The sequence below is a fragment of the Litchfieldia stipae genome (assembly GCF_014837155.1).
Taxonomy (GTDB): Bacteria; Bacillota; Bacilli; order Bacillales; family Bacillaceae_L; genus Litchfieldia.
In genome coordinates this window covers 21424-47421 of the sequence record NZ_JACYHA010000019.1, presented here as the reverse complement: position 1 = coordinate 47421, position 25998 = coordinate 21424, and the positions used below count along the sequence as shown (strand labels likewise).

Here is a 25998-nt window from a genome sequence, read left to right as displayed (position 1 = left end):
CTTTACACATGAAAACAACGCTTCTTATGATCTGAACCAATTACTTCTAATGATGGATGGCTTGTTCGGCATAGGTCTGTGGCTAATGGACAGCGTGGATGGAACTTACATCCTACTGGCATTTCACTTGGAATCGGCACTGACCCCATAATTGACCCTAGCTCTTCTACTACATGGTCCACCTGTGGAATCGAGCTTAACAATCCTTTTGTATAAGGATGTGTTGGGTTTTTGAACAATTCAAAGACCGGCGCTTCCTCTACCACTTCACCTGCATACATCACGACAACTCGGTCAGCGACCTCGGCCACAACACCAAGGTCATGTGTAATCATGATAATACCTGTGTTATATTCCGCTTTTAATTTTTTGATTAACTCTAAGATTTGAGCCTGTATCGTTACGTCTAATGCTGTTGTTGGCTCGTCTGCGATTAATAGCTTCGGATTACAAGATAATGCCATCGCTATCATGACTCTTTGGCGCATACCACCTGAGAGCTGATGTGGAAATCTCTTCGCTACTTTTTCTGCATCTGGAATCCCGACAACCTCAAGCATTTCAACCGATTTATCAAATGCTTGCTTCTTATTTAATCCTTTATGAACCATGAGTACTTCGCTCAATTGATTAGCGATCGTAAAGACTGGATTTAACGAAGTCATTGGCTCCTGAAAAATCATTGAAATGTCCTTCCCACGAAGCTTCCTTAGTTCCTTCTTCTTCATGGTTGCTAGATTTCTTCCATTAAATTTAATTTCGCCATTATAGATTTCACCAGGAGTTAATCCGAGGATGGAAAGCGATGTGACACTTTTCCCACAACCTGATTCTCCTACAACAGCTACAGTTTCTCCCTCATTAACGGTAAAGGATACACCATTCACGGTTGATACGTAGCCATCATCTGTTTTAAATCGTACCTTCAAATCTTCTACTTCTAACAGTGCATTTGCCATCGAAAAAGCCCCCCTCCTGCTGACTAATTTGCTTTCATCTTTGGATCTAACACATCACGTAACCAGTCACCTAAGAAAATAATTCCAAGAACAGTTATGGTAATTGCAATTCCTGGGAAGGTTGCTACCCACCAGCTTGTTGCTAAATACTCTCGTCCATCACTAAGCATCAATCCCCACGACACATCTGGTGACTGAATTCCTAATCCAAGGAAACTTAAGGATGATTCTAAAATGATTGTTGTTGCTACATTTAGAGTAGCGATAACAATAAATGATGAAATAATATTAGGTAAGATGTAGACAGTAATGATTCGGAAATCCTTCGCACCAATTGCTTTAGCGGACTGGACATAATCACGTTCCTTAATACTCAACGTTTCTCCACGTACCATCCTCGCATACACAACCCAGGTGGTGACACCGAGAACGATAATTAAAGTCGATAAGCTTGGCCCTACTACCGCTAGGATAATTAGCATAAACAAGATATTTGGTATCGCTAAGAAGGCATCAACAAGTCGCATGATCAATCGGTCAATAAACCCTCCATAATAGCCAGAAATTAACCCCATCGCTAAACCAATCGCACCAGCCACAATAACAGCACTAATTCCAACCAATAAAGAGACTCTAGAACCTACAATAATACGGCTTAATATATCTCTTCCTAGATTATCTGTCCCTAATAGATAATCTGAACTTCCACCCTCTGACCACGCTGGAGGCAACAAGCGATCTGTTACATTTGTTTTAGCAGGATCATATGGAGCAATGACGTCAGCAAATAGGGCCATTAGAATCATTAAAAGGACAATCACAAGTCCAACTGTTCCTGTTTTACTTTTAAATAACATTTTCAACCATCTAGCAGACTTACGTTTGGATTTCACATGTTGAGTATTAATCGAAACTTCATTCGGTGTTTCAACTTTTGTTTGCATCGTTAGTCACCCCTCCCTTTAGTCATATTTAATTCTTGGATCTAGATAACGGTAAGCTAAGTCCGCAAATAAATTACTCAAGATTACTAGGATCGCAATGACAAATGTGGCTGCTTGAACAACTGCCATGTCACGTAAATTAACGGCTTGTACTAATAATTGCCCCATACCCGGCCATGAAAAAATCGTTTCAGTAATAAGCGTTCCACCAATCAAGGTAGCTGTCTGCAGTGCCATAATCGTTACAACTGGAATAAGTGCGTTACGGAAAGCATGCTTATTTACAACAACGAACTCTATTAATCCCTTACTTCGTGCAGTTCTGATGTAATCCTGACCAAGTATTTCGAGCATGCTTGATCTAATTAATCTCGTCATTTCGGCTGCTATTCCTGTTCCTAATGTGATGGCAGGTAAAACAAGATGCATCATCGAACCTGTTCCTGAAACCGGGAAAATGGTGAAATTAACCGCTAATAAAAGGATGAGCATAATCCCTAACCAGAAGTTAGGCATCGCCTTCCCGAGAACAGAAGAACTTGTAATGAATAAGTCGATAAAGGTATTTCGCTTTATTGCTGAAAGTATCCCTAGTGGTACGGAGATGAGGGTTGCAATAATCATCGAGGCAATCGCCAAACTAAAGCTTGCAGGCAAGCGTTCAAGAACTATAGCTAAAGCTGGCTGATTATAACGAAATGAATCTCCGAAATCCCCCTGTACTAAATCACCTAGGAAAAATAAATACTGCTTGTATAGTGGTTCGTTTAATCCCAATGCTTCCTGCAATGCCACTCTGTCTTCGTCTGTTGCTGTTTCAGGTAACATTAAGGCTACAGGGTCACCCGTTACTCGTACTAAAACGAATACAATGATTGTGATAATAAATAGCACGGGAATAATTCGAAGAATATTGGTTAGTAAAAACTTCATGTACAAATCCCTCCCTTATTAAGGACAAGAGGAACTGACGAATAAGTGCCTGTCAGTTCCTCTTTTATCATTCCAAAGATCAAATTCTTGCTTTTAAACCCGCAGCCTGAATACACTCCGCGTCCTGTGGGGTGACCGGTGAGCCTCCTCGTCGCTTTGCTCCTGCGGGGTCTCACTTTGGCCACGCATCCCACGGGAGTCTACGTGTATTCAGGCAGCTAGAGTCTTTTTCATTATAATTGTCTAGACCAATATATTTTCAGAAACAGCCTACTTCAATGTGATTTCATCTGCTGGAATCATTTCATCTAGGCGTGGTTGGAATGAGATGCTATCACTTACACCATAGATCGAATCTAATTGATACAGATAAATTTGTGGACGATCTTCTGCAATAATCGCTTGAGCTTCTTTGTATTGTTCAATTCTTTCTTCTGGATTCATATTTGTCATTGCAGCTGTTAGAAGTTCTTCTACTTTTGGATTAGAATAGTCCGTTTCACCTGCAGCTTGCTCTTCACGAAGACGCTCTAGTGCAAGTGCAGCGTCGAACATTGAATTTCCATAACCAATTAAGAACATATCACTGAAGCTTTTGCTAGCATACTTTTCAGAGAATGAGCTCCATTCTAATAAGTCTAGCTTTACGTTAATTCCTACTTCAGACAGCATTGCTTGCATCAATTCTACTGATTCCTTGTCTTTTAAATAACGACCATTTGGAGCACTTAAAGTCAGCTCTAAGCCACTTTCATATCCAGCTTCTTTTAATAGTTCTTTTGCTTTTTCAGGATCATAAAGGCTTGTACCATATAGATCTTCATTTGCGCCTGTATTACCAGGTGTTACACGAGTTCTAGTAACTGTACCTGAACCTTCCATTAAACTATCAAGAATTGCTTGCTTATCAATCGCTAAATCGATTGCTTCACGTACCTTTGGATCCGCTGTTGGGAAATCCCCAGCTGTACGAAGAACTAACATCATGACACGTTGTGTTGGACTTTCTGCTAGAGACGTCCCTTCATTTTCTTCAATTCGGCTCCAATCTGTTGGTGGGATATTAACAGCAATATCAACGCCACCTGTTAAGAATTCAGACACACGAGTCGAATCTTCAGGAATTGCACGGAATACTAACTCTTCCCACTTCGCTTTTACGCCGAAGTAATCAGGATTTGCCTCTAATACAACTCGGTCATCTTTCTTCCATTCAACAAACTTGTAAGGACCTGTCCCTATTGGATTTGCTAAAAATGTCTCCCATCCTTCTGTTTCAATATACTCAGAAGGTAACATCCCTGAACCAAGACGAGATAGACGATTTAACATTGCCGGCTCTGCACCATAAGTAATAATCTCAATCTCGTAATCACTGACAATTTTCACTTCTTTAATTTGCTTATAGTTTCCATGCTCTAAAACAGTGTTGTCATTTGCCACACGCTCTAATGTAAATTTCACATCTTCTGCAGTGAAATCTTCACCATTATGGAACTTAACCCCTTCACGTAGCTTGAAGCTCCAAGTCGTTTCATCAACGTTTTCCCATGACTCTGCTAGGTCAGGAAGGAAATCCCCGTTTTCACCTGTTTTCACAAGATAGTTAAACATATTGATATGAATAGCTTCTGTTGATGTATTGTTGTGATCATGGATGTCAAACGTTGTCATGTCAGAACCCATACCAATGACAAGTGTCTTATCGTCTTTCGCTGCTGTGTCTCCCCCATTTGAAGAAGAACCTTCTGTTGATGTTGAATCAGAGTTACATGCCACAAGTGTAAACATTAGTACTGCCATCGCTAGAAAGGATAATGCTTTTTTCATCTGTCTTCCCCCTTGATTTGTCTTTTTTATTTGCTGTATTCATATGGTTTGTCGCTTTTAAAGCCGCAGCCTGAATACACTCCGCGTCCTGCGGGTGACCAGTGAGCCTCCTCGTCGCTTCGGCTCCTGCGGGGTCTCACTTAGGCCACTGTTCCCGCCGGAGTCTCCGTGTATTCAGGCTGCTAGAAACTAGATAGACTATTTATTTAAATAGTTTAGAGCTACTGTTGCTAGCATTGCAGAGCCATATGGCAGTGCTTTTTCATCGATATCAAATTTTGGATGGTGACCAGGGTATCGAACCATGTCATCATTCCCAACACCAAGTCGGAAGAACACTGCTGGAACATGCTCTGTGTAGAATGCGAAATCCTCTCCACCTAATCCTGGCTTTACTCTTGCTGAATGACCAGCACCTAGCACTTCCTCTGCCGTTTGTTCCACTAACTCGGTTAACTTCTCATCATTTAAAATTGACGGGAACTTAAATTGGAAATCAAAATCATAGGTTGCATGAAAGGCTTCGGTAACTCCTTTAATAATGCTTTCCATCATGCCTGGAACTTTCTTTCTAAGCTCTGGGTTCAGGGTTCGAACAGTGCCAATCATTTCAACCTTAGGTGCAATGACATTACTAGCACTTCCACCATGGATTGAACCAACTGTTACAACGATTGGATCTGTTGGATCAACCTGTCGACTTGAAATATTCTGCAAGGCAGTAAGTACTTGTCCTGCCACAGCAATTGAATCAACCGTCATATGTGGATGAGCGGCATGTCCACCACTTCCGATGATTTCTAATCGGAAGAAGTCTGCTGCTCCACAGCCTACTCTTTCACTTGAAACCGTAATCTTTCCTGTGTCTATTCCTGTGTTAACATGAAGACCTGCGATGGCTTCTACTTCATCAAGAACACCAGCTTCAATCATTGCGCTAGCTCCACCTTGACCTTCTTCAGCTGGTTGAAAAACAAATTTAATGTTCCCTTTTTCAAGTCCCTGCTTAGTGAGAAGCTTTGCTGCTCCCAATAAGATTGTCGTGTGAGCGTCATGTCCACAAGCGTGCATTTTCCCTTCATGTGTAGAGCGATACTCCACCTCTTTTTCATCGAGAATTGGCAGTGCATCCATATCAGCTCTTAAGGCGAAGGTGGGACCGGGATTCTTTCCACGTAGGAGACCAATCACTCCTGTTTTTCCAACATTGCGCTTCACCTCGAGACCTAAGCCTTCTAAATAATCGGCAACTATTGAAGATGTTCTCTCTTCCTCAAACCCCAATTCCGGATGCTGATGGAAGTCTCGTCTAATCTCTACTAATTCTGACTCAAGTCTTTTCGCTTCTTCTAAAATTGGGTGATTTACCTGTACACTCAATTGAAGTCCTCCTATCTTTGTGCGTAATCCTCCATCACGGCTGCGATTAATTTAATCCCATCAATGAAATCATCTACATTAATGTTTTCATTTGGTGCATGATTGTTAGATTGAAAGTTTCCAACCCCAACTGAAACTGATGGAATTCCGAACTTTTGACAGATTTCATACATTGGACCTGTTCCAGGTGACATTGGCATCACCGTTGGTTTCTTCTGCGTTAATTGTTCAGTCGATGTGATGACACTTTCTGCAAGTGGATTCTTAAGTGGTGTCTTCGCTGGTTTTTCTAAGCCCATTTTGATGATTTCAATATCCTGATACCCATGCTTATCTAGATGTGCTCTAAGTAGATCAGCAATTTTATGTGGATCTTGATTTGGTACCAAACGGAAATCAATTTTCACCCGAGCCTCAGATGGTAAGACTGTTTTCGCACCTTCACCTGTATAGCCTGAAGTAATACCACAAATGTTACATGTTGGGCTAAAAATCAATCGTTCCTTCAGCTTGTCTCCCTCTAATCCTAGTAAAAAGGAATCGAGCTCTAATTTGGATAGCATTTCTTTTTCACTATAGATAAGCTCTTGAATCGCTACTTTTTCGTCCTCTGTTAGCTCAAGGACATCATCGTAAAAGCCTTCTATTTTCACCTGTTCATATTGATCCTTGATGGTGTTTAATGCCCATAGTAAGCGCCAAGCCGGATTTTCTATGACTGCCGCATTGGCTGAGTGCATATCTGCATTAGCGCCTCTACATACTAGCTCAACATAAGTCATTCCTTTTACCCCAAGGCTAACTTGCTGTCTGCCATCTGCATTGCGGTATCCAAATTCCCAAATACAGCCGTCTGCTGCAATTAGGTCTGGATGCTTGTCACTGAATTCACCTAAGTGAATACTTCCAATTTCTTCTTCCCCTTCAACGATGAATTTCACATTAAGTGGGAGCTGCTTTTTCACTTGCTGGTACGCATGAACAGCTGCGATTCGGGCAATTAAATTCCCTTTGTTATCAGCTACTCCACGTGCATACATCTTTCCATCCTCAATCACTCCATCAAAAGGTGGATAGTCCCAAAGTTCAACTGGGTCCTCAGGCTGGACATCATAATGGTTATAAAAGGACAATGTCTTATCTGATGTTCCGTTAATCTTTCCGTAAACAACCGGAAATCCTGACGTAGACACTAACTTTCCTTCTCCACCAACCTCGTCGATATAGCTCAACACCTTTTCAGCCGCTTCCTTCATTCCTCGGTTTTGTGCTGCAACACTAGGAATCTGGCAAATTTCTTTAAGCCACTGGATATACGTCTCTTTGTTATCCTCAATATATTGAAAAACATCCTGCATATGTATCCCTCCTAGAGTTTTAGGAAATATTCCTTAATTATTCCAAAAATTCTTATTTCTTATATTAATTATGTTTGATTATTTTGTCAATTGTGTAAATATAAAAATATTTCTCTTTTCGAAATAAATTGAATTTCATGAAAAATTATATTAAAATTACTCAAATACAGACAATAATCCGCAATCTGAATACATTCCTCGTCCAGTGAGTGTCTATTTGTATTCAGGCTGCTAGAAACTAATTCATCTATTTTTTAATGATTAAATTTATTTTAGGAGTGGAGTTATGTCGAAAATAGTAGAATACTTAACCGAGAATAAGGAACTGATGTTAGCTGATTTAACGAGATTTGTAGAAGCTGAATCTCCATCATTGGATAAGAAATTAGTAGATTCTTGTGGTCAAGTGTTAGAGGAGATTTTTAAAGAGCGTTTAGGTGTGGAGGCTGTTCGTTTTCCACAAGAAGAACGTGGAGATCACCTTCTTTTCACAGTAGGGACAGGTGCTACTCGCATTCTTATTGCAGGACATTTTGATACAGTCTGGGACAAAGGTCGCCTTCCGATTCGCTTCGAAGACGGGAAATTCTATGGTCCAGGAGTTCTTGATATGAAGAGTGGAATTATTCAATCGATTTGGGCTGTGAAAGCCTATCTTGAGCTAGGATATGAATTAAATGCAGAGATCGCTTTTCTTTGCACAACCGATGAAGAGGTAGGAAGTCAAACATCCAGAGCGTTGATTGAAGAAGAAGCGAAAAAAAGTAATCTTGTATTGGTTACAGAGCCTCCAGTTGCAAAAACAGGTGCATTGAAAACTGCTCGTAAAGGGGTCGGCATCTACCAAGTGAAAGCTAAGGGTGTAAGTTCGCATGCCGGAAACCACCATCAAGCTGGAATTAGTGCAATCAAAGAGCTTGCTCATCAAATTATCAAGCTAGAGGAATTAACAAATTACGAGCTTGGAACAACGGTGAATGTTGGGGTTGTTCAAGGCGGAACAAGATCAAATGTCGTTCCAGATGAAGCTGAAGCTCAAATCGACTTCCGTGTGGAAACAGCAGAGGAAGCCGATCGCATGGTTAGTATATTAGAAAACCTTTCCCCTATCATTGAAGGAATTGAATTAGAGGTTGTTGGTGAGTTAAATCGCCCACCAATGGAGCGTACTGAAGAAATTGTTGCGTTATTTTCAAAAGCAAAAGAAGCCGCACAAGAAATCGGCTTTGCGTTGGATGAAGCTGCCGCTGGTGGCGGTAGTGACGGAAACTTCACTGCCTATATTGGTGTCCCAACACTTGATGGTTTAGGCTGTTTAGGCGAAGGTCCACATGCTGAGTATGAACATATTATTATCGACGAATTACCAAAGAGAGCCGCATTATTATCTCATCTACTTATGAGACTTTAATGGTTTAGAGGTATAGTTTATACATTGGGTTGAATGGCGAGGGCACTAGTTAGGGCTCTCGCTGTTTTTTAGAGAATTCACCTTATTTAGAAACTAGATCCATTGCTTTATCAATGAGAAATAATGATAGAGTGATTTTGGTCTCCTTATTTATTTCCTGTATTTTTTGCAGAACCAGTAAATGCATTTATTTCATATGTTAAATCTCTTCTAGCTTCCTTTTCTTCTGCCGATATTCTTCTTCCTAAAGATGCGTAGTACCAAATCCAAGCTCCGAATGCCAATATGCCTCCAGCAGTTATAATCCAAAACTCCACCACTAACACCCCCTACCTTCTATCTAAATTATAACAGATTTTAGTGGTTTTACTAAATTTTACCTTCCATTCTATTCAAGCTCATTCATTCTAGTTTGTGGATAGATTTTCTCAATAAATTTCTGGAAGACGAAGTTTAACATGGCATCTGCAAAAATCAACAGAAAGAAATGAATGGATTTTACTTTAAGATGAAATAGATTAAACTTTTTTAATAAAGCTTTTATCGGATACGCATAGATTAAATCAGCAATTAAATTGATCAGAGCATACAATGAAAATTTTCCTCTTGATAAATGAAATACCCATACAGACATTATTATGTACGGTCCAAACAAAAGCAAATAGGCGGTATGAGTCATATTCTTTTGCCCCCCAGGAACCTTCCACAATTTATGTGTGGTAAAATAAAAAATCTCACACATAAGGAGCATTGAAGAAAACAAACTAACGGGGAGATATTTAACGAACATTTTTTTCTTATCAGGTAGAAACACAACAGAAAGCCAAGAAACTAAAAACACTGCCACTTTAACCCCGACTCTTAGCATTTTTGATCATCCTTTTAGTTTTTATATAGTCTGTTGAACATCCTCACATTCTATGCAGAGAAAATAATAAATAAATAGTGAGCATGAACTAAAAGAATAAACTCCATGATTGAACCTTAAAATTGCAAAAAAATAAAGCATAAAGTTTCCAAACGGAAATTTTATGCTTTACGTTTAAATGTGGTATTTATCCACCAATATATGTATTTGGTGGAGACGGTGGGAGTCGAACCCACGTCCAAAAGCATTGCCACTTAAGCGTCTACGAGTATAGTCGATATATTGGCATTTCGCTGACTCCTCGGCCTATCGACAGGCTTCATGAGCAGCTAGTCTGATTACTCTCTTCCTTTGCCCTCAGACGGTGAGCTCCGGCGTAGTCCACTAAGAGTGAGTCCCTTACCCTACCACATGGACGATGGAGGGAGGAACCGCATTAGTCTGTTATTAAGCAGCTAAAGCGAAGTTATTGTTTTCTTTGCCAGTTATAGGCGTTGACGTTTTAACGAGGCCGATCCCCTCGACTCGCAACCTAAGCTCAAACTACCCCTGTCGAATCCGTAACGTCCCCATATGAATGATAAGTGGTAAATCTCGGCGTCAGTGTCCTGCGCTTTATTGACCTCTTGCTTTTACATTTCCCACCTGCTTGTTATCTTAGATGGTGAAATTCAAAGCACCTTATCTGGGAGCTCGGAGAATAGCTTCAATGAGCTAAGTTGTTCCTTACAAATGTTATTATAACAATCCCTGTACAACTTTGCAATTGTAAGTATCTGTTAGTTCTTCCAGTTACACCTTTTGGCGATCACGGAAGGCACGTTCAATTTCACGCTTTGCTTCCTTCTTCTTCAGGTCTTCACGCTTATCATATTTCTTTTTCCCTCGACCTAATCCAAGTAAAAGCTTTGCATAACCATTTTTCAGATAAATCTTAAGTGGGACTAACGCATATCCTTCTTCTTTCGTTAATCCAATTAATTTATCAATTTCACGCTTATGTAAAAGCAGCTTTCTTGTTCTTAGTGGATCATGATTGTAGCGGTTGCCCTGTTCATATGGACTAATGTGTAGGTTATGTAAAAATACTTCGCCTTTTTGAACACGTGCGAATGAGTCTTTTAGGTTTGCTCGACCATTTCGAAGTGATTTGATCTCAGTTCCTTGAAGGACCATCCCAGTCTCATATGTTTCTTCAATAAAATAATCATGATTTGCTTTTTTATTTTGTGCGATAACCTTACCTGTACCTTTTGGCATTGGACTTCCCCCTTACAGCGGTACAGTATATTATACCAAAAGCCATACAAACTCTCAACTTCTCACCAGCTATGACCATTTACTAATCAATTTCATTTCTTGATGGTCCATTTTTTCCAAAAGAATCGTCGGTTCATCCTCTGTAATGATGTGATGTATGTATTCTTGCTTTAGGAATCCTTCGGAAATTGTATGATTGAGGAAGGAGTGTAAGCTGTTATAAAAGCCATTCACATTATAAATCCCGATTGGCTTTGCATGGTAACCAATTTGATACCAGGTCAAGATCTCCGCTAGTTCTTCAAGCGTTCCTATTCCTCCTGGTAAGGCAATGAAACCGTCAGCTAGGTCATACATTTTCGCTTTACGCTCATGCATATTATCTACAATGATGAGTTCGGTTAATTCCACATGATTTACATTTTCATAGATAACTTTTGGAATGACTCCAGTCACTTTGCCGCCATGTGCTAAAACGGCTCTTGAGAGTTCGCCCATAATACCAGCATTTCCACCACCATAAATGAGTTCAATGTCTTTTTCAGCAATGAGCTTTCCTAATTCAATCGCTTTTGTTTTGTATGTTTCTGATACTCCTAGACTTGATCCACAAAAGACACATAGCTTCTTTAACTTCCCCATGATTGCCCCCTCCTTTTATCAAATTGTACTATATATTTTATGCTTGGGCATAACTTCAATTACATTTTTTACAAAAAGATCGGAGTTTAAGGTGTTGACTAAAAAAACGCAGCCTGAATCCACTCCGCGTCCGGCGGGTAACCGGCGAGCCTCCTCGTCGCAAACTCCTGCGAGGTCTCACTTTGGGCCACTGATTCCGCAGGAGTCTACGTGTATTCAGGTGCTAAGAAGTGTCAATTGTACTGTGTAGAGCTAATCACATTATTTAAGAGATAAATCAGTTTTAATTAAAACAACGGTTCTCATGCTTCCTTTCCGTATGGAAGGAAGCGTGAGAACCGTCCCCTATCTGCCGCGTCGTTTCTTTTTCTTTTGTTTTGGTACGTTTTCGTAGTGTTTTTTCTTTTTCTTTCCAGTACCAGGTTTTTTTGTTGACCATTCTCCATCTTTTGATTTTGAGGAGTCTGAGTCTTTACGACGAGATTTTCCTTGGCTTGCTTTAATGATTTTTGGTTCTTCCTTAGAAAATGTGCGTCTTGTGCCCTTCATTCCAACAACTTCAAAATCAATCGAACGCTCATCTTTGTTTACATTGACGACACGAACAGTAATTTCATCACCGATTCGATAAACATTACCTGTACGTTCTCCAATCATCGCATAGTGACGATCGTCATAACGATAATAATCATCGGTTAAATAGCTAACATGCACAAGACCTTCAATGGTATTTGGAAGCTCAACAAACAATCCAAAGTTCGTGACAGAACTGATGATTCCATCGTATTCTTCACCAATCTTGTCTGCCATGTACTCCGCTTTTTTCATGCTGTCGGTTTCACGTTCTGCTTCTACCGCGCGACGCTCCATATTTGAAGAATGGTCAGCAATATCACCAAGCATTTCTTTCCATTTCTTCTGTGTCTGATTGTCTATCTGACCTTCGATTAAATACGTACGAATCAAACGATGAACAATTAAATCTGGGTAACGACGAATGGGTGAAGTAAAGTGAGTATAGAAATCCGTTGATAAACCAAAGTGTCCGATGCTTTCAGGATCATATTTTGCCTGTTTCATCGATCTTAGCATCACTGTTGATACTACCATTTCCTCTGGCTTTCCTTGAACAGCTTCAACAATTTCTTGGAGCGCTCGAGGATGAATGGAGTTTCCACTTCCTTTTACAACATATCCAAAGTTCGTGATGAATTCTAAGAATCGTCTTAGCTTTTCTTCATTTGGATCCTCATGGATACGATAAATGAATGGTACGTTCATCCAGTGGAAATGTTCAGCAACAGTTTCATTTGCCAATAGCATGAATTCTTCAATCAAGCGCTCTGCAACAGAACGTTCACGAAGAACAACATCCTTTGGAGCACCATCTTCATCAACAAGTACTTTCGCTTCTTTGAAATCGAAATCGATAGCTCCACGCTTCATTCGTTTTTCACGAAGGATTTGCGCTAGCTTTTCCATTTCTTGAAACATTGGAACAAGTGATTCATATTTCTTACTGATTTCCTCATCTTGATCAACAAGAATACTGTTAACATCTGAGTACGTCATTCGTTCCGTTGTTTTTATCACACTTTGGAAAATCTCATGCTTCACCACGACACCTTCACTGTCGATTTCCATTTCACAGGAAAGCGTCAAACGATCCACCTTTGGATTCAATGAACAAATTCCGTTTGATAATCGATGTGGAATCATCGGAATCACTCGATCGACCAAATAAATACTCGTCGCACGATCTGCTGCTTCCTTATCAATCGGTGAATTTTCAGTAACATAGTTTGTTACATCAGCAATATGAACCCCAAGATTATAATGACCATTATCTAGCTTCGTTACAGTAACCGCATCATCCAAGTCCTTTGCATCTGCTCCATCAATGGTCACAATAACTTGATCACGAAGGTCCCTACGATTCTTCAGATCTCCCTCTGAAATCGTTTCAGGTACACTATTAGCTTGGTCGAGTGCTTCTTTCGGGAAATCTTGTGGTAATCCATGCTTATGAATGACCGATAATATATCAACACCTGGATCATTTTTATGACCTAGAATTTGAATAACTTCTCCTTCAGCACTCATTCGCCCCTCAGGATATGTCACCAATTTAACAACAACTTTATGTCCTTCAACAGCTCCATTTGTAGCATTCTTCGGGATAAAGATATCATTGGCAATCTTTTTGTCATCTGGAATCACAAATCCGAAGCTCTTACTTTCCGTATATGTACCAACAATTTCTTTCACACCACGTTCAATGATTCGAACGATCGTCCCTTCTTTCCGTTGCCCTTGTGATTCAGAGCTTAAGCGGACTAGAACAATATCTCCGTGCATTGCATTCTTCAGTTCATTTGGCGGGATAAATACATCATCCAACCCTTTTTCCTCTGGTATGACGAAAGCAAACCCCTTCGAATGACCAGTCAGCTTTCCACGAACAAGATTCATTTTTTCAGGTAAGCCGTAGCGGTTGCTTCTGGTTCGAACAACCAAGCCTTTGTCTTCCATTACAACAAGGGCTTTGACAAACTCTTTAAATGTCTCAGAATCTTGTATCCCAAAAGCTTCTTCAAGCTCCTGCACTGTTAATGGCTTGTATGCTTCATCCTTCATAAAGGTTAGAAGCTTATCAATATGGTTTTTAATCTCCTCTTCCATTAAAAAATAACCTCCTTTTTAAAATCAATGTTTCTTACCAATCTAATTGCTCTAGGAATTCATACACATCTTCGTGTAATTGATCTCGCTCTTTATCAAGAGTAATGACATGCCCTGATTCCTCATACCATTTAATTTTCTTTAAATCTGACTCAACTTCGTTATAAATGATATTCGCACTGTCTGTATTAATCATATGGTCATGTCGTGCCTGTACGACAAAGGTCGGTGAATAAATCATGTCAACATTATTTCTTACATCTGCAATCAAGTTTTGAAGGGCTTTTAATGTATTCATTGGTGTTTTTGCAAATTCAATCATTTCTTGTTCGATTTGTTCGGGTGATTTACCCTCATGTTTTTTATATTCCCGAGCGTACTCAAGAATGCCCTTGTACATGACCTCTTCACTTTTTATATACATAGGTGCACACATAGGGACAATTCCCTTTATAGGTACAGTGTATCCCAATTTTAATGAAAATACCCCGCCAAGAGATAATCCAACGGCAGCAATGCTCTTATGACCTCGGTTCTTCAAGAAGTTGTAGCCTTCCATTACATCCTCCCACCAATCGTCAGGTCCCGTATGAACCAATTCTTCTGGTGGAACTCCATGTCCTTTGTATTGAGGCGCATGACATGTGTAGCCTTTCTTCTCTAAGAATCGTGCCAGCATGCGATTATCTGCTGAATTCCCTGTAAATCCATGTAATAAAAGAACCGCACGTTCTCCTGCTTCAAATGTGAACGGCTTTGGTACTAACTTTTTCATTTGTTCGTCTCCCTACTTTCCAATTCCCTTATAAAAATAGTTTGCACTATCTACTATCTTTTAATTTAAACAAACGAATCTTTAATTAGCAAAAATCTAGCTTGAAGCACAAAAAAAGAGCTAGACAGCGTAATTGTTGTCTAACCCTTTTTATATGGATTATAGTCCAGTATAAGCAATCGCAATTGTTAGGATAAAGAACAGTACCGCTAATACGATTGTCGCTTTTTGTAAAACTGCATCCAAACCACGAGCTTTTTGCTTACCAAATAATTGCTCAGCTCCACCTGAAATCGCACCTGAAAGTCCAGCACTCTTTCCAGATTGTAAAAGAACAACCACGATTAAACCAATACTCACTAAAACTAATAAAGTAATAAGTAGTGCATGCATGTAAGACACCTCCTGATAAAAACGCAAATGACGTTATTCTAAATGTACCATAAAAGACAAGCAGGGACAATAGCCTTAAGCGTTTTTATAAGGGGTAGAGCTTGCTATTGTTTTCCATTGGTTTTGCTTATGATTGTTTAGGACATAACACCATTGGGAGAGCTATTGAGTAAGGCAAAAAGACGTTGGTTTCCTGTTAGGGGCGGGGCAATAGGACATTGGGATCATCTTCGACTGGCGAAGTGTCCTGTTGCGTGCTTCAATTGGAGATTGAGATCGCCTTTCTCAGGCGATGTGTCCGGTTGCTTGCTCCTATTGGACATTTCTCACTTCTTCCCTCGGCGAAGTGTCCTGTTGCGTGCTTCTATTGGACAGTTCATTCTCCTATCTCTGGCTTAGTGTCCCGTTGCTTGCCCCAACTGGACATTATACTCACCTTCAACTGGAAAAGTGTCCTGTTACATGCTTCATTTAGACATTTCCATTCACCTATCTCTGGCTTAGTGTCCTGTTGCATGCCCCAATTGGACATTATGCTCACCTTCGACTGGAAAAGTGCCCTGTTGCGTGCTTCTATTGGACAGTAGGATTACCTTTCTCCGGCAAAGTGTCCTGTTACACACTCCAATTGGGCATAACACACATCTAGCCCCAGTAAAATGTCCTCTATGAAGTTCAACAAGCAAGCAAATTAGCTAATAACACAAAAAACTCAGCAGGAGTGATCCTCCTGCTGAGTTCTGATAAAAGAGATTAACCTCTTAGGTTATAGAATGCTTTCGCACCAGCGTATTGAGCCATATCAACTAATTGATCTTCGATACGAAGTAATTGGTTGTATTTAGCTACACGGTCTGTACGTGATGGAGCACCTGTTTTGATTTGTCCAGCGTTTGTTGCAACAGCGATGTCAGCGATTGTGCTGTCTTCTGTTTCACCAGAACGGTGAGAGATAACTGCTGTGTAACCAGCGCGCTTCGCCATTTCGATAGCATCAAAAGTTTCAGTAAGTGTACCGATTTGGTTAACTTTGATAAGGATTGAGTTAGAGATACCTTTTTCAATACCTTCTGAAAGCTTCTTCGTGTTAGTAACAAATAAATCATCACCAACAAGTTGTACTTTCTTACCAAGACGCTCAGTAAGAAGCTTGTGACCATCCCAGTCGTTTTCGTCTAATCCATCTTCAATTGAGATGATTGGGTATTTAGAAACAAGATCTTCGTAGTAAGAAACCATTTCTTCAGAAGTGAATACTTTTCCTTCACCTTTTAGGTGGTACTTACCGTCTTCTTTGTTGAATAGCTCAGAAGATGCAACGTCCATTGCAAGCTTCACTTGCTCACCTGGCTTGTAACCAGCTTTTTCGATCGCTTCGATGATTGTTTGAAGAGCTTCTTCGTTTGAACCAAGGTTTGGAGCGAATCCACCTTCATCACCTACAGCTGTGTTAAGACCTTTAGCTTGTAATACTGAACGTAGGCTGTGGAAAATTTCTGCACCCATACGTAAAGCTTCTTTGAAGTTTTCTGCACCTACTGGCATAACCATGAATTCTTGGATATCAACGTTGTTATCCGCGTGCTCACCACCATTGATGATGTTCATCATTGGAGTTGGAAGAGTCTTAGAGTTGAATCCTCCAAGGTATTGGTATAATGGTAATTCTAAGAAGTCTGCTGCTGCACGAGCTGCTGCCATAGAAACACCAAGGATTGCGTTAGCACCTAATTTACCTTTGTTTTCAGTTCCGTCAAGCTCGATTAACGCTTGGTCAATTGCAACTTGGTCAGTAACATCGAAACCGATGATTTCTGGTGCGATTAGTTCATTTACGTTATTAACTGCGTTTAATACACCTTTACCTAAGTAACGGCTTTTGTCACCATCACGTAGTTCTACTGCTTCATATTCACCAGTAGATGCACCACTTGGAACTAATGCGCGACCAAATGCACCTGACTCAGTGTATACTTCTACCTCAACTGTTGGATTTCCACGAGAATCTAATACTTCACGAGCGTAAACATCAACGATAATTGACATTAATAATCTCTCCTTTTTTAATCATATAGTTTAGTTTTTTGACTATTTTCGTATTGATTGTTGCTTTTCATTCCGCAGCCTAAATACACTCCGCGTCCTGTGGGGTGACCGGTGAGCCTCCTCGTCGCTTACGCTCCTGCGGGGTCTCACTCTGGCCACGCATCCCACGGGATTCTCCGTGTATTCAGTCTGCTAGAAATTACTTTCTATTTTTAAAACAACAACTTTGAAACTCAACCTAGTTTTGAAAAACAATTATTTAATTAATGTGTTACCAGTCATTTCAGCTGGTTTATTGACATTTAATAAGTCTAATACAGTTGGTGCTAAATCTCCTAGAATTCCATCTTCACGAAGAGTGACACCGTCTTTTGTGACAATAACAGGAACTGGGTTTGTCGTATGAGCTGTCATTGGGGTACCTTCCAATGTAATAACTTCATCTGCATTCCCATGGTCAGCAGTGATAATTGCTGTACCACCTTTTGCTTGAAGAGCATCAATAATTTTACCAAGACATTCGTCTACAGTTTCAATTGCTTTGATGGTTGGTTCAAGCATTCCAGAGTGTCCTACCATGTCCGGATTTGCAAAGTTTAAGATAATCGCATCATGCTTATCAGCTTCGATTTCTTTTAACAATGCTTCTGTTACCTCATAAGCACTCATTTCTGGTTGTAGATCATATGTAGCTACTTTAGGCGAATCGATTAGAATTCGTTCTTCACCAGGGAATGTTGCTTCACGTCCACCACTCATAAAGAATGTTACGTGTGGGTATTTTTCTGTTTCGGCAATTCTTAATTGAGTGAGTCCATTTTGTGAAAGAACTTCACCCAATGTGTTATCAAGGTTTGTTGGCTTGAACGCCACATAACCTTTAACCGTTTCACTGAAGTGAGTTAAGCAAACAAAGAATAAATTCGTTGGATGCTTCTCTCCACGATCAAATGCACGGAAATCATCATTAGTAAAAACATTTGAGATCTGGATTGCACGGTCTGGACGGAAGTTATAGAAAATCACTGCATCATCACTGTTGATTGTTCCAACTGGAGAACCATCTTCTTTTGTGATGACAGATGGAAGAACGAATTCATCGTAGATTCCATTTGAATATGAGTCTTCAACAACCTCTAACGCGCTTTTATATGAAGGACCTTCTCCATATGTCATTGCACGGTATGCCTTCTCAACACGATCCCAGCGCTTATCACGATCCATTGAGTAGTAGCGTCCAGAAATTGTAGCAATTTCTCCAACACCATACTCATCTAGTTTTTGATTAAGTTGTGTAATATATTCCTTGGCAGTTTGTGGACCTACATCTCTTCCATCAAGGAAGCCATGAATATATACCTTCTTCAGACCTTCAGCAGCAGCAAGCTTCACTAATGCATACAAATGATTGATATGACTGTGAACGCCACCGTCAGAAAGAAGACCAAATAGGTGAAGAGCTGTTCCCTTTTCTTTTGCGTGGTTGATGGCTTGAACAAATGTTTCGTTACGTTCAAATTCACCGTCACGAATTGCCACATTTACACGTGTTAAGCTTTGGTAAACAATACGTCCTGCACCAATGTTTAAGTGACCTACTTCTGAGTTACCCATTTGTCCGTCTGGTAATCCAACAGCTTCTCCACTAGCAGTTAAAGTTGCATGCGGATATTGGTTCCATAACCGGTCAAAGTTTGGTTTTTTAGCCTGAACGACAGCATTACCTTTTGTTTCATTACGTAATGCAAATCCATCTAAAATGATTAATGCTACTGGCTTCTTACTCATTCGAACCTGCCTCCAAAAGCTGTAAGAAAGAGTCTGCCTCTAAGCTTGCACCACCAACTAAAGCTCCATCAATATCAGGTTGAGCCATATATTCAGCAATGTTTCCTGGTTTTACACTTCCGCCGTATTGAATACGAACAGCCTCTGCCACGTCTGGTGAGAATTGTTCTGCAACAACTTTACGGATGTATGCACATACCTCGTTAGCATCACTTGCTGAAGATGATTTACCTGTACCGATTGCCCAGATTGGCTCATACGCAATAACAGTTGCTTTTGCTTGTTCAGCAGTAAGACCAGTTAATGCTTTTTGTACTTGAGCTGCTACAAGTTCATTTGTTTGACCAGCTTCACGCTGTTCGTCTGTTTCACCACAGCAAACAATTGGAGTTAATCCATGCTTGAATGCAGCTAATGTCTTTTTGTTAACTGTTTCGTCAGTTTCAGCAAACATTTCACGACGCTCTGAGTGACCTAAGATCACATAGTTCACACCAAGGTCAGCAAGTGCTACTGGACTTACTTCACCTGTGAATGCACCACTTTCCTCAAAGTGCATGTTTTGAGCACCAACTTTAAGATCTGTTCCTTCAACACTTGAAACAATGCGCTCTAAAAATAATGCAGGTGCACATACAACAGAATCTATTTTATCAGAAGCCGGAACACGACCCTTTACTTCATCTACGAAGCTAGTTGCTTCTGAAAGTACTTTATGCATTTTCCAGTTTCCTGCGATAATAGGTTTTCTCATTTTTACACCATCCTAAAAGAATATATTACTTGTCGTTTAAAGCAACTACACCAGGTAATTCTTTACCTTCCATAAACTCAAGAGATGCTCCTCCACCAGTTGAGATATGGCTCATTTGATCAGCAAGACCGAATTTTTCAACTGCAGCTGCTGAGTCACCGCCACCAATAACTGAGTATGTATCTTTTGCGTCTGCTAATGCTTGACCGACTGCTTTTGTACCATTTGAGAATGCATCTAATTCGAATACACCCATTGGTCCATTCCAGATAACTAGCTTAGAGCTTTTGATTGCATCTGCATAGATTTCTCTCGTTTTTGGTCCGATATCAAGACCTTCCCAATCACTTGGAATTTCATCAATTGCAACAGCTTTGATATTTGCATCGTTTGAGAAATCATCTGCTACGATGAAATCAACTGGCATTAAGAAGTTGACGCCGTTTTTCTTAGCTTTTTCCATGAACTCTCTTGCAAGATCCATTTTGTCTTCTTCTAATAATGACTTTCCAATTTCAAATCCTCTTGCCTTTACAAATGTGTAAGCAAGACCTCCACCGATAATAAGGTTATCAACTTTATCAAGTAGGTTGTCGATTACACCAATTTTATCTTTAACCTTTGCTCCACCAACGATTGCTGTGAACGGACGCTCTGGATTAGAAAGTGCTTTTCCTAATACTTCAAGCTCCTTTTCCATTAAGAAACCAGCAACTGCAGGAATATGCTTAGCAATTCCTTCTGTAGAAGCATGTGCACGGTGAGCAGCACCAAATGCATCATTTACATAGACATCAGCTAGGTCAGCAAAGTTCTTTGCTAATTCAGCGTCGTTCTTTTCTTCTCCAGCATAGAAACGTACATTTTCAAGAAGTAATACTCCACCTTCAGGTAGGTCAGCAATTGCTTGCTTTACAGTGTCACCGAAAGCTTCGTCTGTTTTCACAACTTCTTTACCTAAGTGTTCGCCTAGGCGTTTTGCAACTGGAGTTAAACGTAACTCTTCCACAACTTCACCTTTTGGACGACCAAGATGGCTAGCAAGAATAACTTTCGCACCTTGTTCGCTTAAGTATTGAATCGTTGGAAGTGCAGCACGGATACGAGTGTCGTCAGTTACGACACCATCTTTCATTGGTACGTTGAAATCAACTCGACAGAATACTTTTTTGCCTTTAACATCAATATCTCTAACAGACTTTTTATTCATTCGAAAAAAGGCCTCCTTATTTGATCTTAAGTGAACAAACCTAAATTAACATAGAAAAAGGGAAGGGGAATTTACCCCTTCCCCTTTTTCAACATATTTAACTATTGATTAAAGACCTTTAGAAGCGATGTATTTTACAAGGTCAACTACGCGGTTAGAGTAACCACTTTCGTTGTCATACCAAGAAATAACTTTAACCATGCTTCCTTCCATAACCATTGTAGAAAGAGCATCAATAGTAGAAGAAGCTGGGTCACCATTGTAGTCACCAGATACTAGTGGCTCTTCGCTGTAGTTAAGGATTCCTTTTAGTTCGTTTTCAGAAGCAGCTTTTAATGCAGCATTTACTTCTTCAACAGTTACATCTTTGTCAAGCTCAGCAACTAAGTCAACTAAAGATACGTTTGGAGTTGGAACACGCATTGCTCCACCATTTAATTTACCTTTTAATTCAGGTAATACTAGAGAAACTGCTTTAGCAGCACCAGTTGATGTAGGAATGATGTTTTCAGCAGCTGCACGAGCACGACGTAAATCTTTGTGAGGTAAGTCTAAGATTTGTTGGTCGTTAGTGTATGAGTGAACAGTTGTCATCATACCACGCTTAATTCCAAAGTTATCGTTTAATACTTTAGCAAATGGAGCTAAACAGTTTGTAGTACAAGATGCATTAGAAATAACATCATGGTTAGCAGCATCATACTTGTCATGGTTAACACCCATAACGATTGTGATATCTTCATCAGTTGCAGGTGCAGAGATGATTACTTTCTTTGCTCCAGCTTCTAAGTGTTTTGCAGCGTCAGAACGCTTAGTGAAGAAACCAGTTGATTCAACAACTACGTCTACTCCTAGAGTTCCCCAAGATAATTTAGCTGGGTCACGCTCAGCAGAAACTTCGATTGTTTTACCAGCAACAACTAGGTTGTTACCATCTACAGATACTTCAGCATCTAATTTACCGTGTACTGAATCGTATTTTAAAAGGTGAGCTAAAGTTGCAGCATTTGTTAAATCGTTAACAGCTACCACTTCTACATCAGGATTATTTAGTGCAGCACGGAATACGTTACGGCCGATACGACCAAAACCATTAATACCAACTTTTACAGTCATTGTTTTTTCCTCCTTAAGTTTAAAACCTAAATAATTTTATATTAGAGGTTAACTCCTATGTCTTTAGTATTTCCCCTATCAATCGACAAGTTAAACCTGTGAATCAAAATTGAATTACTATTGACTAAAAAAGTTATCCCCGAATTAACTCTTTCGCAGCACCCTCATCAGTGATTAAGAGTGTGTCCTGCGCTTGTTTTAAGTATGCTTGGATCGCCTTTGCTTTTGAGGCACCACCAGCAACTGCAAACACATTTTTGATATTTTGCAAGTCCTCTAACTGGAGACCAATCGTTTGAACCTTGTGAACGACTTTCCCATCTTCGTTAAAGTAATATCCAAAGGCTTCTGCCACTGCTTGTTCAGCGATGATTTTTTCAACATCCTCTGGGGCAGTTTTGCGGCGCTCCGCCATTGTTATAGCGTCTCCTATACCATGGATGACAATACTTGAAGATTTAATCAATTCTAAAACCTCTCGTATGGATGGTTCGTTGATCATCGTTTGATACGTTTCACTACTCACCACATCAGGTACGTGAAGAAGACGGTAATTACCAGAAGTTTTCTCAGCCATTTTGGCACAGATTGTGTTCGCCTGGTTTTCCACCTGTTCTCCAAGTCCGCCTCTTGCTGGTACAAATAAAAACTCTTTGCTTTTCATATCTGGAGTCATCATTTCAGCGATGTCGACTAGTGTGGTTCCACCAGTAACAGCGACGATATTTTTTCCAGAAAGAATGGTTTTTATTCGTGAAACACAAGCTCTTCCTAATTCTTTTTTCACCCATGGGAATTGATCACTATCACCAGCAACCACGATAACATCTTTGATTTGTAGCTTTTCTTTCAGCTTTGTTTCTAACACTTTTAAACCTGAGATTTCTTTGATGATATCTTCCAGTTGGTTTAATACGTAGGCGCCATCCTTTGTTAAGGTCATTCCTGCTAGTCCTGCATCAATTAGGTTCTGCTCTTTCAGAAATTGAACCTCCGCACGCAAAACACGTTCGCTTTGTCCAAGGCTGCTTGAAAGATTTCTTCGTCCTATTGGCTGCATCAGTCGTATGTACTTTAGAATTTCGTAACGCCTTTGCATAACTGGGAGAATATCGGGTAATAATCTTCGTTGTACATCTACTAATGATCGCATGTTTTTTTGATCCCCTTTTTACTATACGGGACATTTTTTGTCCCGGTGTGACATATTATGTCCCGGTTACAGTAAAAAAAAACGCTATTCCCACGTTTTTAAAATTATTAATTGCTTGCTACATGTATATTCTAACAGGACTAAAATGGTTATTCAACAATCTTGACTTTATTTTTTTGTAGTAAACGCTTTCTTATTACATCTTTGTGAATTATCCCATACTCTACTTCTTCTTCGTCTATTTCAACTACAGGAATCATTAGCTGATATTTCTCTAATAACTCCTCATTCTTATAAATATCAATTTCTTCAATTTCTAATGAGAATTCAGTGATAAGCTCCTCTAATACTTTTTTCCCTTTTACACACAATGGACAATCTACCTTTGAGTACATTTTTATTTTGATTGGTTTCATTTTAACTTACCCTTCTTTGTTAAAATCGTTTTCGTTTTGATGAACCGAGTATCCCTAGCTGGTCACGGTATTTAGCAATGGTTCTTCGAGACACAGAGATTTGATGGTTCACTTCAAGTGAACTTACAATCTGTTGATCAGATAATGGTTTTTGTTTATTTTCTTGTTCGATAAGTTCTTTTACTAAATGCTTAACATGAGCAGATGATACCTCAGTAGTTGATTTATCATTCACCTGATTACTAAAGAAAGACCTGATTTCATAGGTTCCATGAGGAGTCTGCACATATTTCCCTTTTGAAGCACGGCTAACTGTTGATTCATGAATCTCTAATGCTTCGGCGATATCACTCATTGTTAATGGTTCTAAATACAGCGGACCTTTTAGGAAAAAAGATGACTGTCGCTTTGTGATTTCAGCCATTACATTAGAAATAGTTCTTTTCCTTTGTTCAATGCTTTTTTGAATCCAAAGATATTGATCATATTTTGATTCTAGATAAGATTTCGCTTCAGGGTTGGTTTCCTTCAGTTGATAATATTGTTTATTGATTGAAAGCTTTGGGCTATTCTCCTCTATTAAAGAGACAACAAGATCCCCTTGAATGAATTCAACCTTTAAATCTGGTCTTATGTAGTTAGTTGTCATAGTAGAATATTGACTCCCAGGACGAGGATCTAAGAGTTGAATAGCATCGTAAAGTGCTTGAATCTCTTTTAATTGGACTTTCAGAGTCGAAGCGAGCTTCTTCCACGACTTTGTAGCAAATAGCTCAAAATGGTCTGTTAAGACAGGTCTCGCAAGCGAATGATGAATGGGCAATCGCTTAAGCTGGAGCAAAAGGCATTCCTGTAAATTGCGCGCAGCAACACCGGCAGGCTCTAATTGTTGAACAATTGATATTGCTTTTTGTACTTCTTCTATTTCAATTCCAAGATCAGCTGCGATTTCCTTTTCATCATATCGCAAATAACCGTTAACATCTAGCGAGTTAATGATATATTCAACTTGATGGATTTCCTTTTTACTTAAATGGAAATTCACCAATTGTCCACAAAGATGTTCTGACAAGCTGACATGGTGGTGAGCAAGATAGTCAATTGGATTTTTCGTTGCTTGAATCTGATTTCCCCTTACCTTCATTGAACGATGTCTCGTGTCTTTTATTTCTATAAGTGGATTTTCTAGTGATTGTTGATGAAGGAAATCATGGAGCTCTACCGTGGAATATTGCAATAATGTGATCGCTTGAGTAAGTTCTTTTGTTAATACAAGCTTTTGCGATTGCTGTTGAAATAAACCTGCTGTTAGATCCATCTAAATCGCCTCCTATCAAAAATACAATAAAATGTCAGGTATGAACATTTCATATTGTCTAATGCTAGTAAGAATAGATACCACTGTGATCATTCCTCGTATCTATATTTTATCATTGATAAGGGAGATTGTGATGGAAAAAAAGCAGATAATCTACACCAGTTCATTAACCGGAACAATTGGAGAGCAGTTGGAAGAAAAAGACGAGAGTGAACAAGTAGAATTCGGTCAACAATACATCCCCATCCAACAAATGTGGGAGGTAAATCCTGTTGATACAGGAGAATACGACGGCATTATTGGATACAAAGAAAATTAATTAGGTGGTTTCGCAAATATTAGCAGGCGGAATACACGGAGACTCCTGCGGGATGCGTAGCCTAAAGTGAGACCCCGCAGGCACGAGGAGGCTCACCGGATACCCCGCCGGACGCGGAGTGTATTCCGACTGCGTAGTTAAAGACTAAATCCATACAAAAAAAGAAGCGAGACAGAGTGCTGAGCACTCCATCATCGCTTCTTTTTTCTTGCTATCTAGCGCCCTCGACAGGATTTGAACCCACCCTAAGAGAACCGGAATCTCTCGTGCTATCCACTACACTACGAGGGCATATAATTCCGCTCCATTATTATAGTAGGTATTAGAAAACAATGCAAGAGTATTAAATGTTTAAAATACCCAAAAACGGGTATCCTTATTAAAGGTATTTATTGTTAATATGGTCTCATACATACAAAATTAATCACACACAGACATGATTG

At 39.7% G+C, this 25998-nt stretch carries 23 protein-coding genes, 1 tRNA gene and 1 other RNA gene; 2 read left to right on the top strand and 23 right to left on the bottom strand.

Going from position 1 to position 25998, the window contains the following annotated elements:
- Nucleotides 1-2: 2 nt before the first annotated feature.
- From F7888_RS17945 to F7888_RS17920, 6 genes are all read right to left on the bottom strand, one after another.
- Nucleotides 3-959 carry an ABC transporter ATP-binding protein gene (locus F7888_RS17945; RefSeq protein ID WP_191781883.1) on the bottom strand — a complete coding sequence of 319 codons (957 nt, stop codon included), beginning with the start codon at nt 957-959 and terminating at the stop codon, nt 3-5.
- Between the two features lie 23 nt (nt 960-982).
- Nucleotides 983-1903: an ABC transporter permease gene (locus F7888_RS17940; RefSeq protein ID WP_191781881.1), complete on the bottom strand. Its 921-nt coding sequence runs from the start codon at nt 1901-1903 to the stop codon at nt 983-985.
- 18 nt (nt 1904-1921) lie between these two features.
- On the bottom strand, nt 1922-2836 hold the full coding sequence (locus F7888_RS17935; protein WP_191781879.1) for an ABC transporter permease: 915 nt from the start codon (nt 2834-2836) through the stop codon (nt 1922-1924).
- A gap of 270 nt (nt 2837-3106) precedes the next feature.
- Nucleotides 3107-4666, bottom strand: a complete 1560-nt coding sequence (locus tag F7888_RS17930) for an ABC transporter substrate-binding protein (protein WP_191781877.1) — start codon at nt 4664-4666, stop codon at nt 3107-3109.
- A 198-nt stretch (nt 4667-4864) separates the two neighbouring features.
- Nucleotides 4865-6046, bottom strand: coding sequence for a M20 metallopeptidase family protein (locus F7888_RS17925; RefSeq protein WP_191781875.1), 1182 nt, complete (start codon nt 6044-6046; stop codon nt 4865-4867).
- Nucleotides 6047-6057: 11 nt separating this feature from the next.
- Nucleotides 6058-7404: a M20/M25/M40 family metallo-hydrolase gene (locus F7888_RS17920; RefSeq protein WP_191781873.1), complete on the bottom strand. Its 1347-nt coding sequence runs from the start codon at nt 7402-7404 to the stop codon at nt 6058-6060.
- Between the two features lie 286 nt (nt 7405-7690).
- On the opposite strand from F7888_RS17920, the gene F7888_RS17915 reads away from it, so the two are divergent.
- Nucleotides 7691-8815, top strand: coding sequence for a M20 family metallopeptidase (locus tag F7888_RS17915; RefSeq protein ID WP_191781871.1), 1125 nt, complete (start codon nt 7691-7693; stop codon nt 8813-8815).
- Nucleotides 8816-8961: 146 nt separating this feature from the next.
- Here the strand turns inward: F7888_RS17915 and F7888_RS17910 are convergent, their stop codons facing one another.
- From F7888_RS17910 to rpoN, 16 genes are all read right to left on the bottom strand, one after another.
- Complete coding sequence (locus F7888_RS17910; RefSeq protein ID WP_191781869.1) at nt 8962-9132, bottom strand: hypothetical protein; 171 nt, start codon at nt 9130-9132, stop codon at nt 8962-8964.
- Nucleotides 9133-9203: 71 nt separating this feature from the next.
- A complete protein-coding gene (locus F7888_RS17905; protein WP_191781867.1) occupies nt 9204-9683 on the bottom strand; it encodes a hypothetical protein in 480 nt (159 codons plus the stop codon).
- A 208-nt stretch (nt 9684-9891) separates the two neighbouring features.
- Nucleotides 9892-10254: a transfer-messenger RNA gene (gene ssrA / locus F7888_RS17900) on the bottom strand.
- 221 nt (nt 10255-10475) lie between these two features.
- Nucleotides 10476-10943 carry an SsrA-binding protein SmpB gene (gene smpB, locus F7888_RS17895; RefSeq protein WP_191781865.1) on the bottom strand — a complete coding sequence of 156 codons (468 nt, stop codon included), beginning with the start codon at nt 10941-10943 and terminating at the stop codon, nt 10476-10478.
- A 69-nt stretch (nt 10944-11012) separates the two neighbouring features.
- Nucleotides 11013-11585, bottom strand: a complete 573-nt coding sequence (locus F7888_RS17890) for an LOG family protein (RefSeq protein WP_191781862.1) — start codon at nt 11583-11585, stop codon at nt 11013-11015.
- A gap of 345 nt (nt 11586-11930) precedes the next feature.
- Complete coding sequence (rnr, locus tag F7888_RS17885; RefSeq protein ID WP_191781860.1) at nt 11931-14267, bottom strand: ribonuclease R; 2337 nt, start codon at nt 14265-14267, stop codon at nt 11931-11933.
- Nucleotides 14268-14301: 34 nt separating this feature from the next.
- Complete coding sequence (locus tag F7888_RS17880; protein ID WP_191781858.1) at nt 14302-15042, bottom strand: alpha/beta hydrolase; 741 nt, start codon at nt 15040-15042, stop codon at nt 14302-14304.
- A 159-nt stretch (nt 15043-15201) separates the two neighbouring features.
- Nucleotides 15202-15435 (bottom strand): preprotein translocase subunit SecG, encoded by a 234-nt coding sequence (gene secG, locus F7888_RS17875; RefSeq protein ID WP_191781857.1) that lies wholly within the window; start codon nt 15433-15435, stop codon nt 15202-15204.
- A gap of 753 nt (nt 15436-16188) precedes the next feature.
- A complete protein-coding gene (gene eno / locus F7888_RS17870) occupies nt 16189-17481 on the bottom strand; it encodes a phosphopyruvate hydratase (RefSeq protein WP_191781855.1) in 1293 nt (430 codons plus the stop codon).
- A gap of 255 nt (nt 17482-17736) precedes the next feature.
- On the bottom strand, nt 17737-19269 hold the full coding sequence (gpmI, locus tag F7888_RS17865) for a 2,3-bisphosphoglycerate-independent phosphoglycerate mutase (RefSeq protein WP_191781853.1): 1533 nt from the start codon (nt 19267-19269) through the stop codon (nt 17737-17739).
- Nucleotides 19262-20023 (bottom strand): triose-phosphate isomerase, encoded by a 762-nt coding sequence (tpiA, locus tag F7888_RS17860; RefSeq protein ID WP_191781851.1) that lies wholly within the window; start codon nt 20021-20023, stop codon nt 19262-19264. Before tpiA ends, gpmI begins: the two co-directional genes overlap by 8 nt.
- A 25-nt stretch (nt 20024-20048) precedes the next feature.
- Complete coding sequence (locus F7888_RS17855) at nt 20049-21233, bottom strand: phosphoglycerate kinase (protein WP_191781849.1); 1185 nt, start codon at nt 21231-21233, stop codon at nt 20049-20051.
- 108 nt (nt 21234-21341) lie between these two features.
- Nucleotides 21342-22349 (bottom strand): type I glyceraldehyde-3-phosphate dehydrogenase, encoded by a 1008-nt coding sequence (gene gap / locus F7888_RS17850; RefSeq protein ID WP_191781847.1) that lies wholly within the window; start codon nt 22347-22349, stop codon nt 21342-21344.
- Nucleotides 22350-22482: 133 nt separating this feature from the next.
- Nucleotides 22483-23502, bottom strand: a complete 1020-nt coding sequence (locus F7888_RS17845) for a sugar-binding transcriptional regulator (RefSeq protein WP_191781845.1) — start codon at nt 23500-23502, stop codon at nt 22483-22485.
- A gap of 149 nt (nt 23503-23651) precedes the next feature.
- Nucleotides 23652-23918 (bottom strand): glutaredoxin family protein, encoded by a 267-nt coding sequence (locus F7888_RS17840; RefSeq protein WP_191781843.1) that lies wholly within the window; start codon nt 23916-23918, stop codon nt 23652-23654.
- A 19-nt stretch (nt 23919-23937) separates the two neighbouring features.
- The gene (gene rpoN, locus F7888_RS17835; RefSeq protein WP_191781841.1) at nt 23938-25236 is read right to left on the bottom strand and encodes an RNA polymerase factor sigma-54; all 1299 of its coding nucleotides are present in this window, start codon (nt 25234-25236) and stop codon (nt 23938-23940) included.
- A 133-nt stretch (nt 25237-25369) separates the two neighbouring features.
- Here rpoN and F7888_RS17830 point away from each other — a divergent pair, with 133 nt between their 5' ends.
- The gene (locus F7888_RS17830) at nt 25370-25555 is read left to right on the top strand and encodes a hypothetical protein (protein ID WP_191781839.1); all 186 of its coding nucleotides are present in this window, start codon (nt 25370-25372) and stop codon (nt 25553-25555) included.
- A 219-nt stretch (nt 25556-25774) separates the two neighbouring features.
- Here F7888_RS17830 and F7888_RS17825 read toward each other — a convergent pair.
- Nucleotides 25775-25846, bottom strand: a tRNA-Arg gene (locus F7888_RS17825).
- Nucleotides 25847-25998 lie beyond the last annotated feature (152 nt).

Excerpts from the sequence above, each read along its gene's own strand:
- F7888_RS17930 (WP_191781877.1), bottom strand. The coding sequence starts at position 4,666 with ATGAAAAAAGCATTATCCTTTCTAGCGATGGCAGTACTAATGTTTACA.
- F7888_RS17920 (WP_191781873.1), bottom strand. The coding sequence starts at position 7,404 with ATGCAGGATGTTTTTCAATATATTGAGGATAACAAAGAGACGTATATC.
- gap (WP_191781847.1), bottom strand. The coding sequence starts at position 22,349 with ATGACTGTAAAAGTTGGTATTAATGGTTTTGGTCGTATCGGCCGTAAC.
- tpiA (WP_191781851.1), bottom strand. The coding sequence starts at position 20,023 with ATGAGAAAACCTATTATCGCAGGAAACTGGAAAATGCATAAAGTACTT.
- eno (WP_191781855.1), bottom strand. The coding sequence starts at position 17,481 with ATGTCAATTATCGTTGATGTTTACGCTCGTGAAGTATTAGATTCTCGT.
- F7888_RS17845 (WP_191781845.1), bottom strand. The coding sequence starts at position 23,502 with ATGCGATCATTAGTAGATGTACAACGAAGATTATTACCCGATATTCTC.
- F7888_RS17855 (WP_191781849.1), bottom strand. The coding sequence starts at position 21,233 with ATGAATAAAAAGTCTGTTAGAGATATTGATGTTAAAGGCAAAAAAGTA.
- F7888_RS17940 (WP_191781881.1), bottom strand. The coding sequence starts at position 1,903 with ATGCAAACAAAAGTTGAAACACCGAATGAAGTTTCGATTAATACTCAA.
- F7888_RS17880 (WP_191781858.1), bottom strand. The coding sequence starts at position 15,042 with ATGAAAAAGTTAGTACCAAAGCCGTTCACATTTGAAGCAGGAGAACGT.
- gpmI (WP_191781853.1), bottom strand. The coding sequence starts at position 19,269 with ATGAGTAAGAAGCCAGTAGCATTAATCATTTTAGATGGATTTGCATTA.
- F7888_RS17840 (WP_191781843.1), bottom strand. The coding sequence starts at position 23,918 with ATGAAACCAATCAAAATAAAAATGTACTCAAAGGTAGATTGTCCATTG.
- F7888_RS17890 (WP_191781862.1), bottom strand. The coding sequence starts at position 11,585 with ATGGGGAAGTTAAAGAAGCTATGTGTCTTTTGTGGATCAAGTCTAGGA.
- F7888_RS17905 (WP_191781867.1), bottom strand. The coding sequence starts at position 9,683 with ATGCTAAGAGTCGGGGTTAAAGTGGCAGTGTTTTTAGTTTCTTGGCTT.
- F7888_RS17935 (WP_191781879.1), bottom strand. The coding sequence starts at position 2,836 with ATGAAGTTTTTACTAACCAATATTCTTCGAATTATTCCCGTGCTATTT.
- smpB (WP_191781865.1), bottom strand. The coding sequence starts at position 10,943 with ATGCCAAAAGGTACAGGTAAGGTTATCGCACAAAATAAAAAAGCAAAT.
- F7888_RS17915 (WP_191781871.1), top strand. The coding sequence starts at position 7,691 with ATGTCGAAAATAGTAGAATACTTAACCGAGAATAAGGAACTGATGTTA.
- rnr (WP_191781860.1), bottom strand. The coding sequence starts at position 14,267 with ATGGAAGAGGAGATTAAAAACCATATTGATAAGCTTCTAACCTTTATG.
- rpoN (WP_191781841.1), bottom strand. The coding sequence starts at position 25,236 with ATGGATCTAACAGCAGGTTTATTTCAACAGCAATCGCAAAAGCTTGTA.
- secG (WP_191781857.1), bottom strand. The coding sequence starts at position 15,435 with ATGCATGCACTACTTATTACTTTATTAGTTTTAGTGAGTATTGGTTTA.
- F7888_RS17830 (WP_191781839.1), top strand. The coding sequence starts at position 25,370 with ATGGAAAAAAAGCAGATAATCTACACCAGTTCATTAACCGGAACAATT.
- F7888_RS17945 (WP_191781883.1), bottom strand. The coding sequence starts at position 959 with ATGGCAAATGCACTGTTAGAAGTAGAAGATTTGAAGGTACGATTTAAA.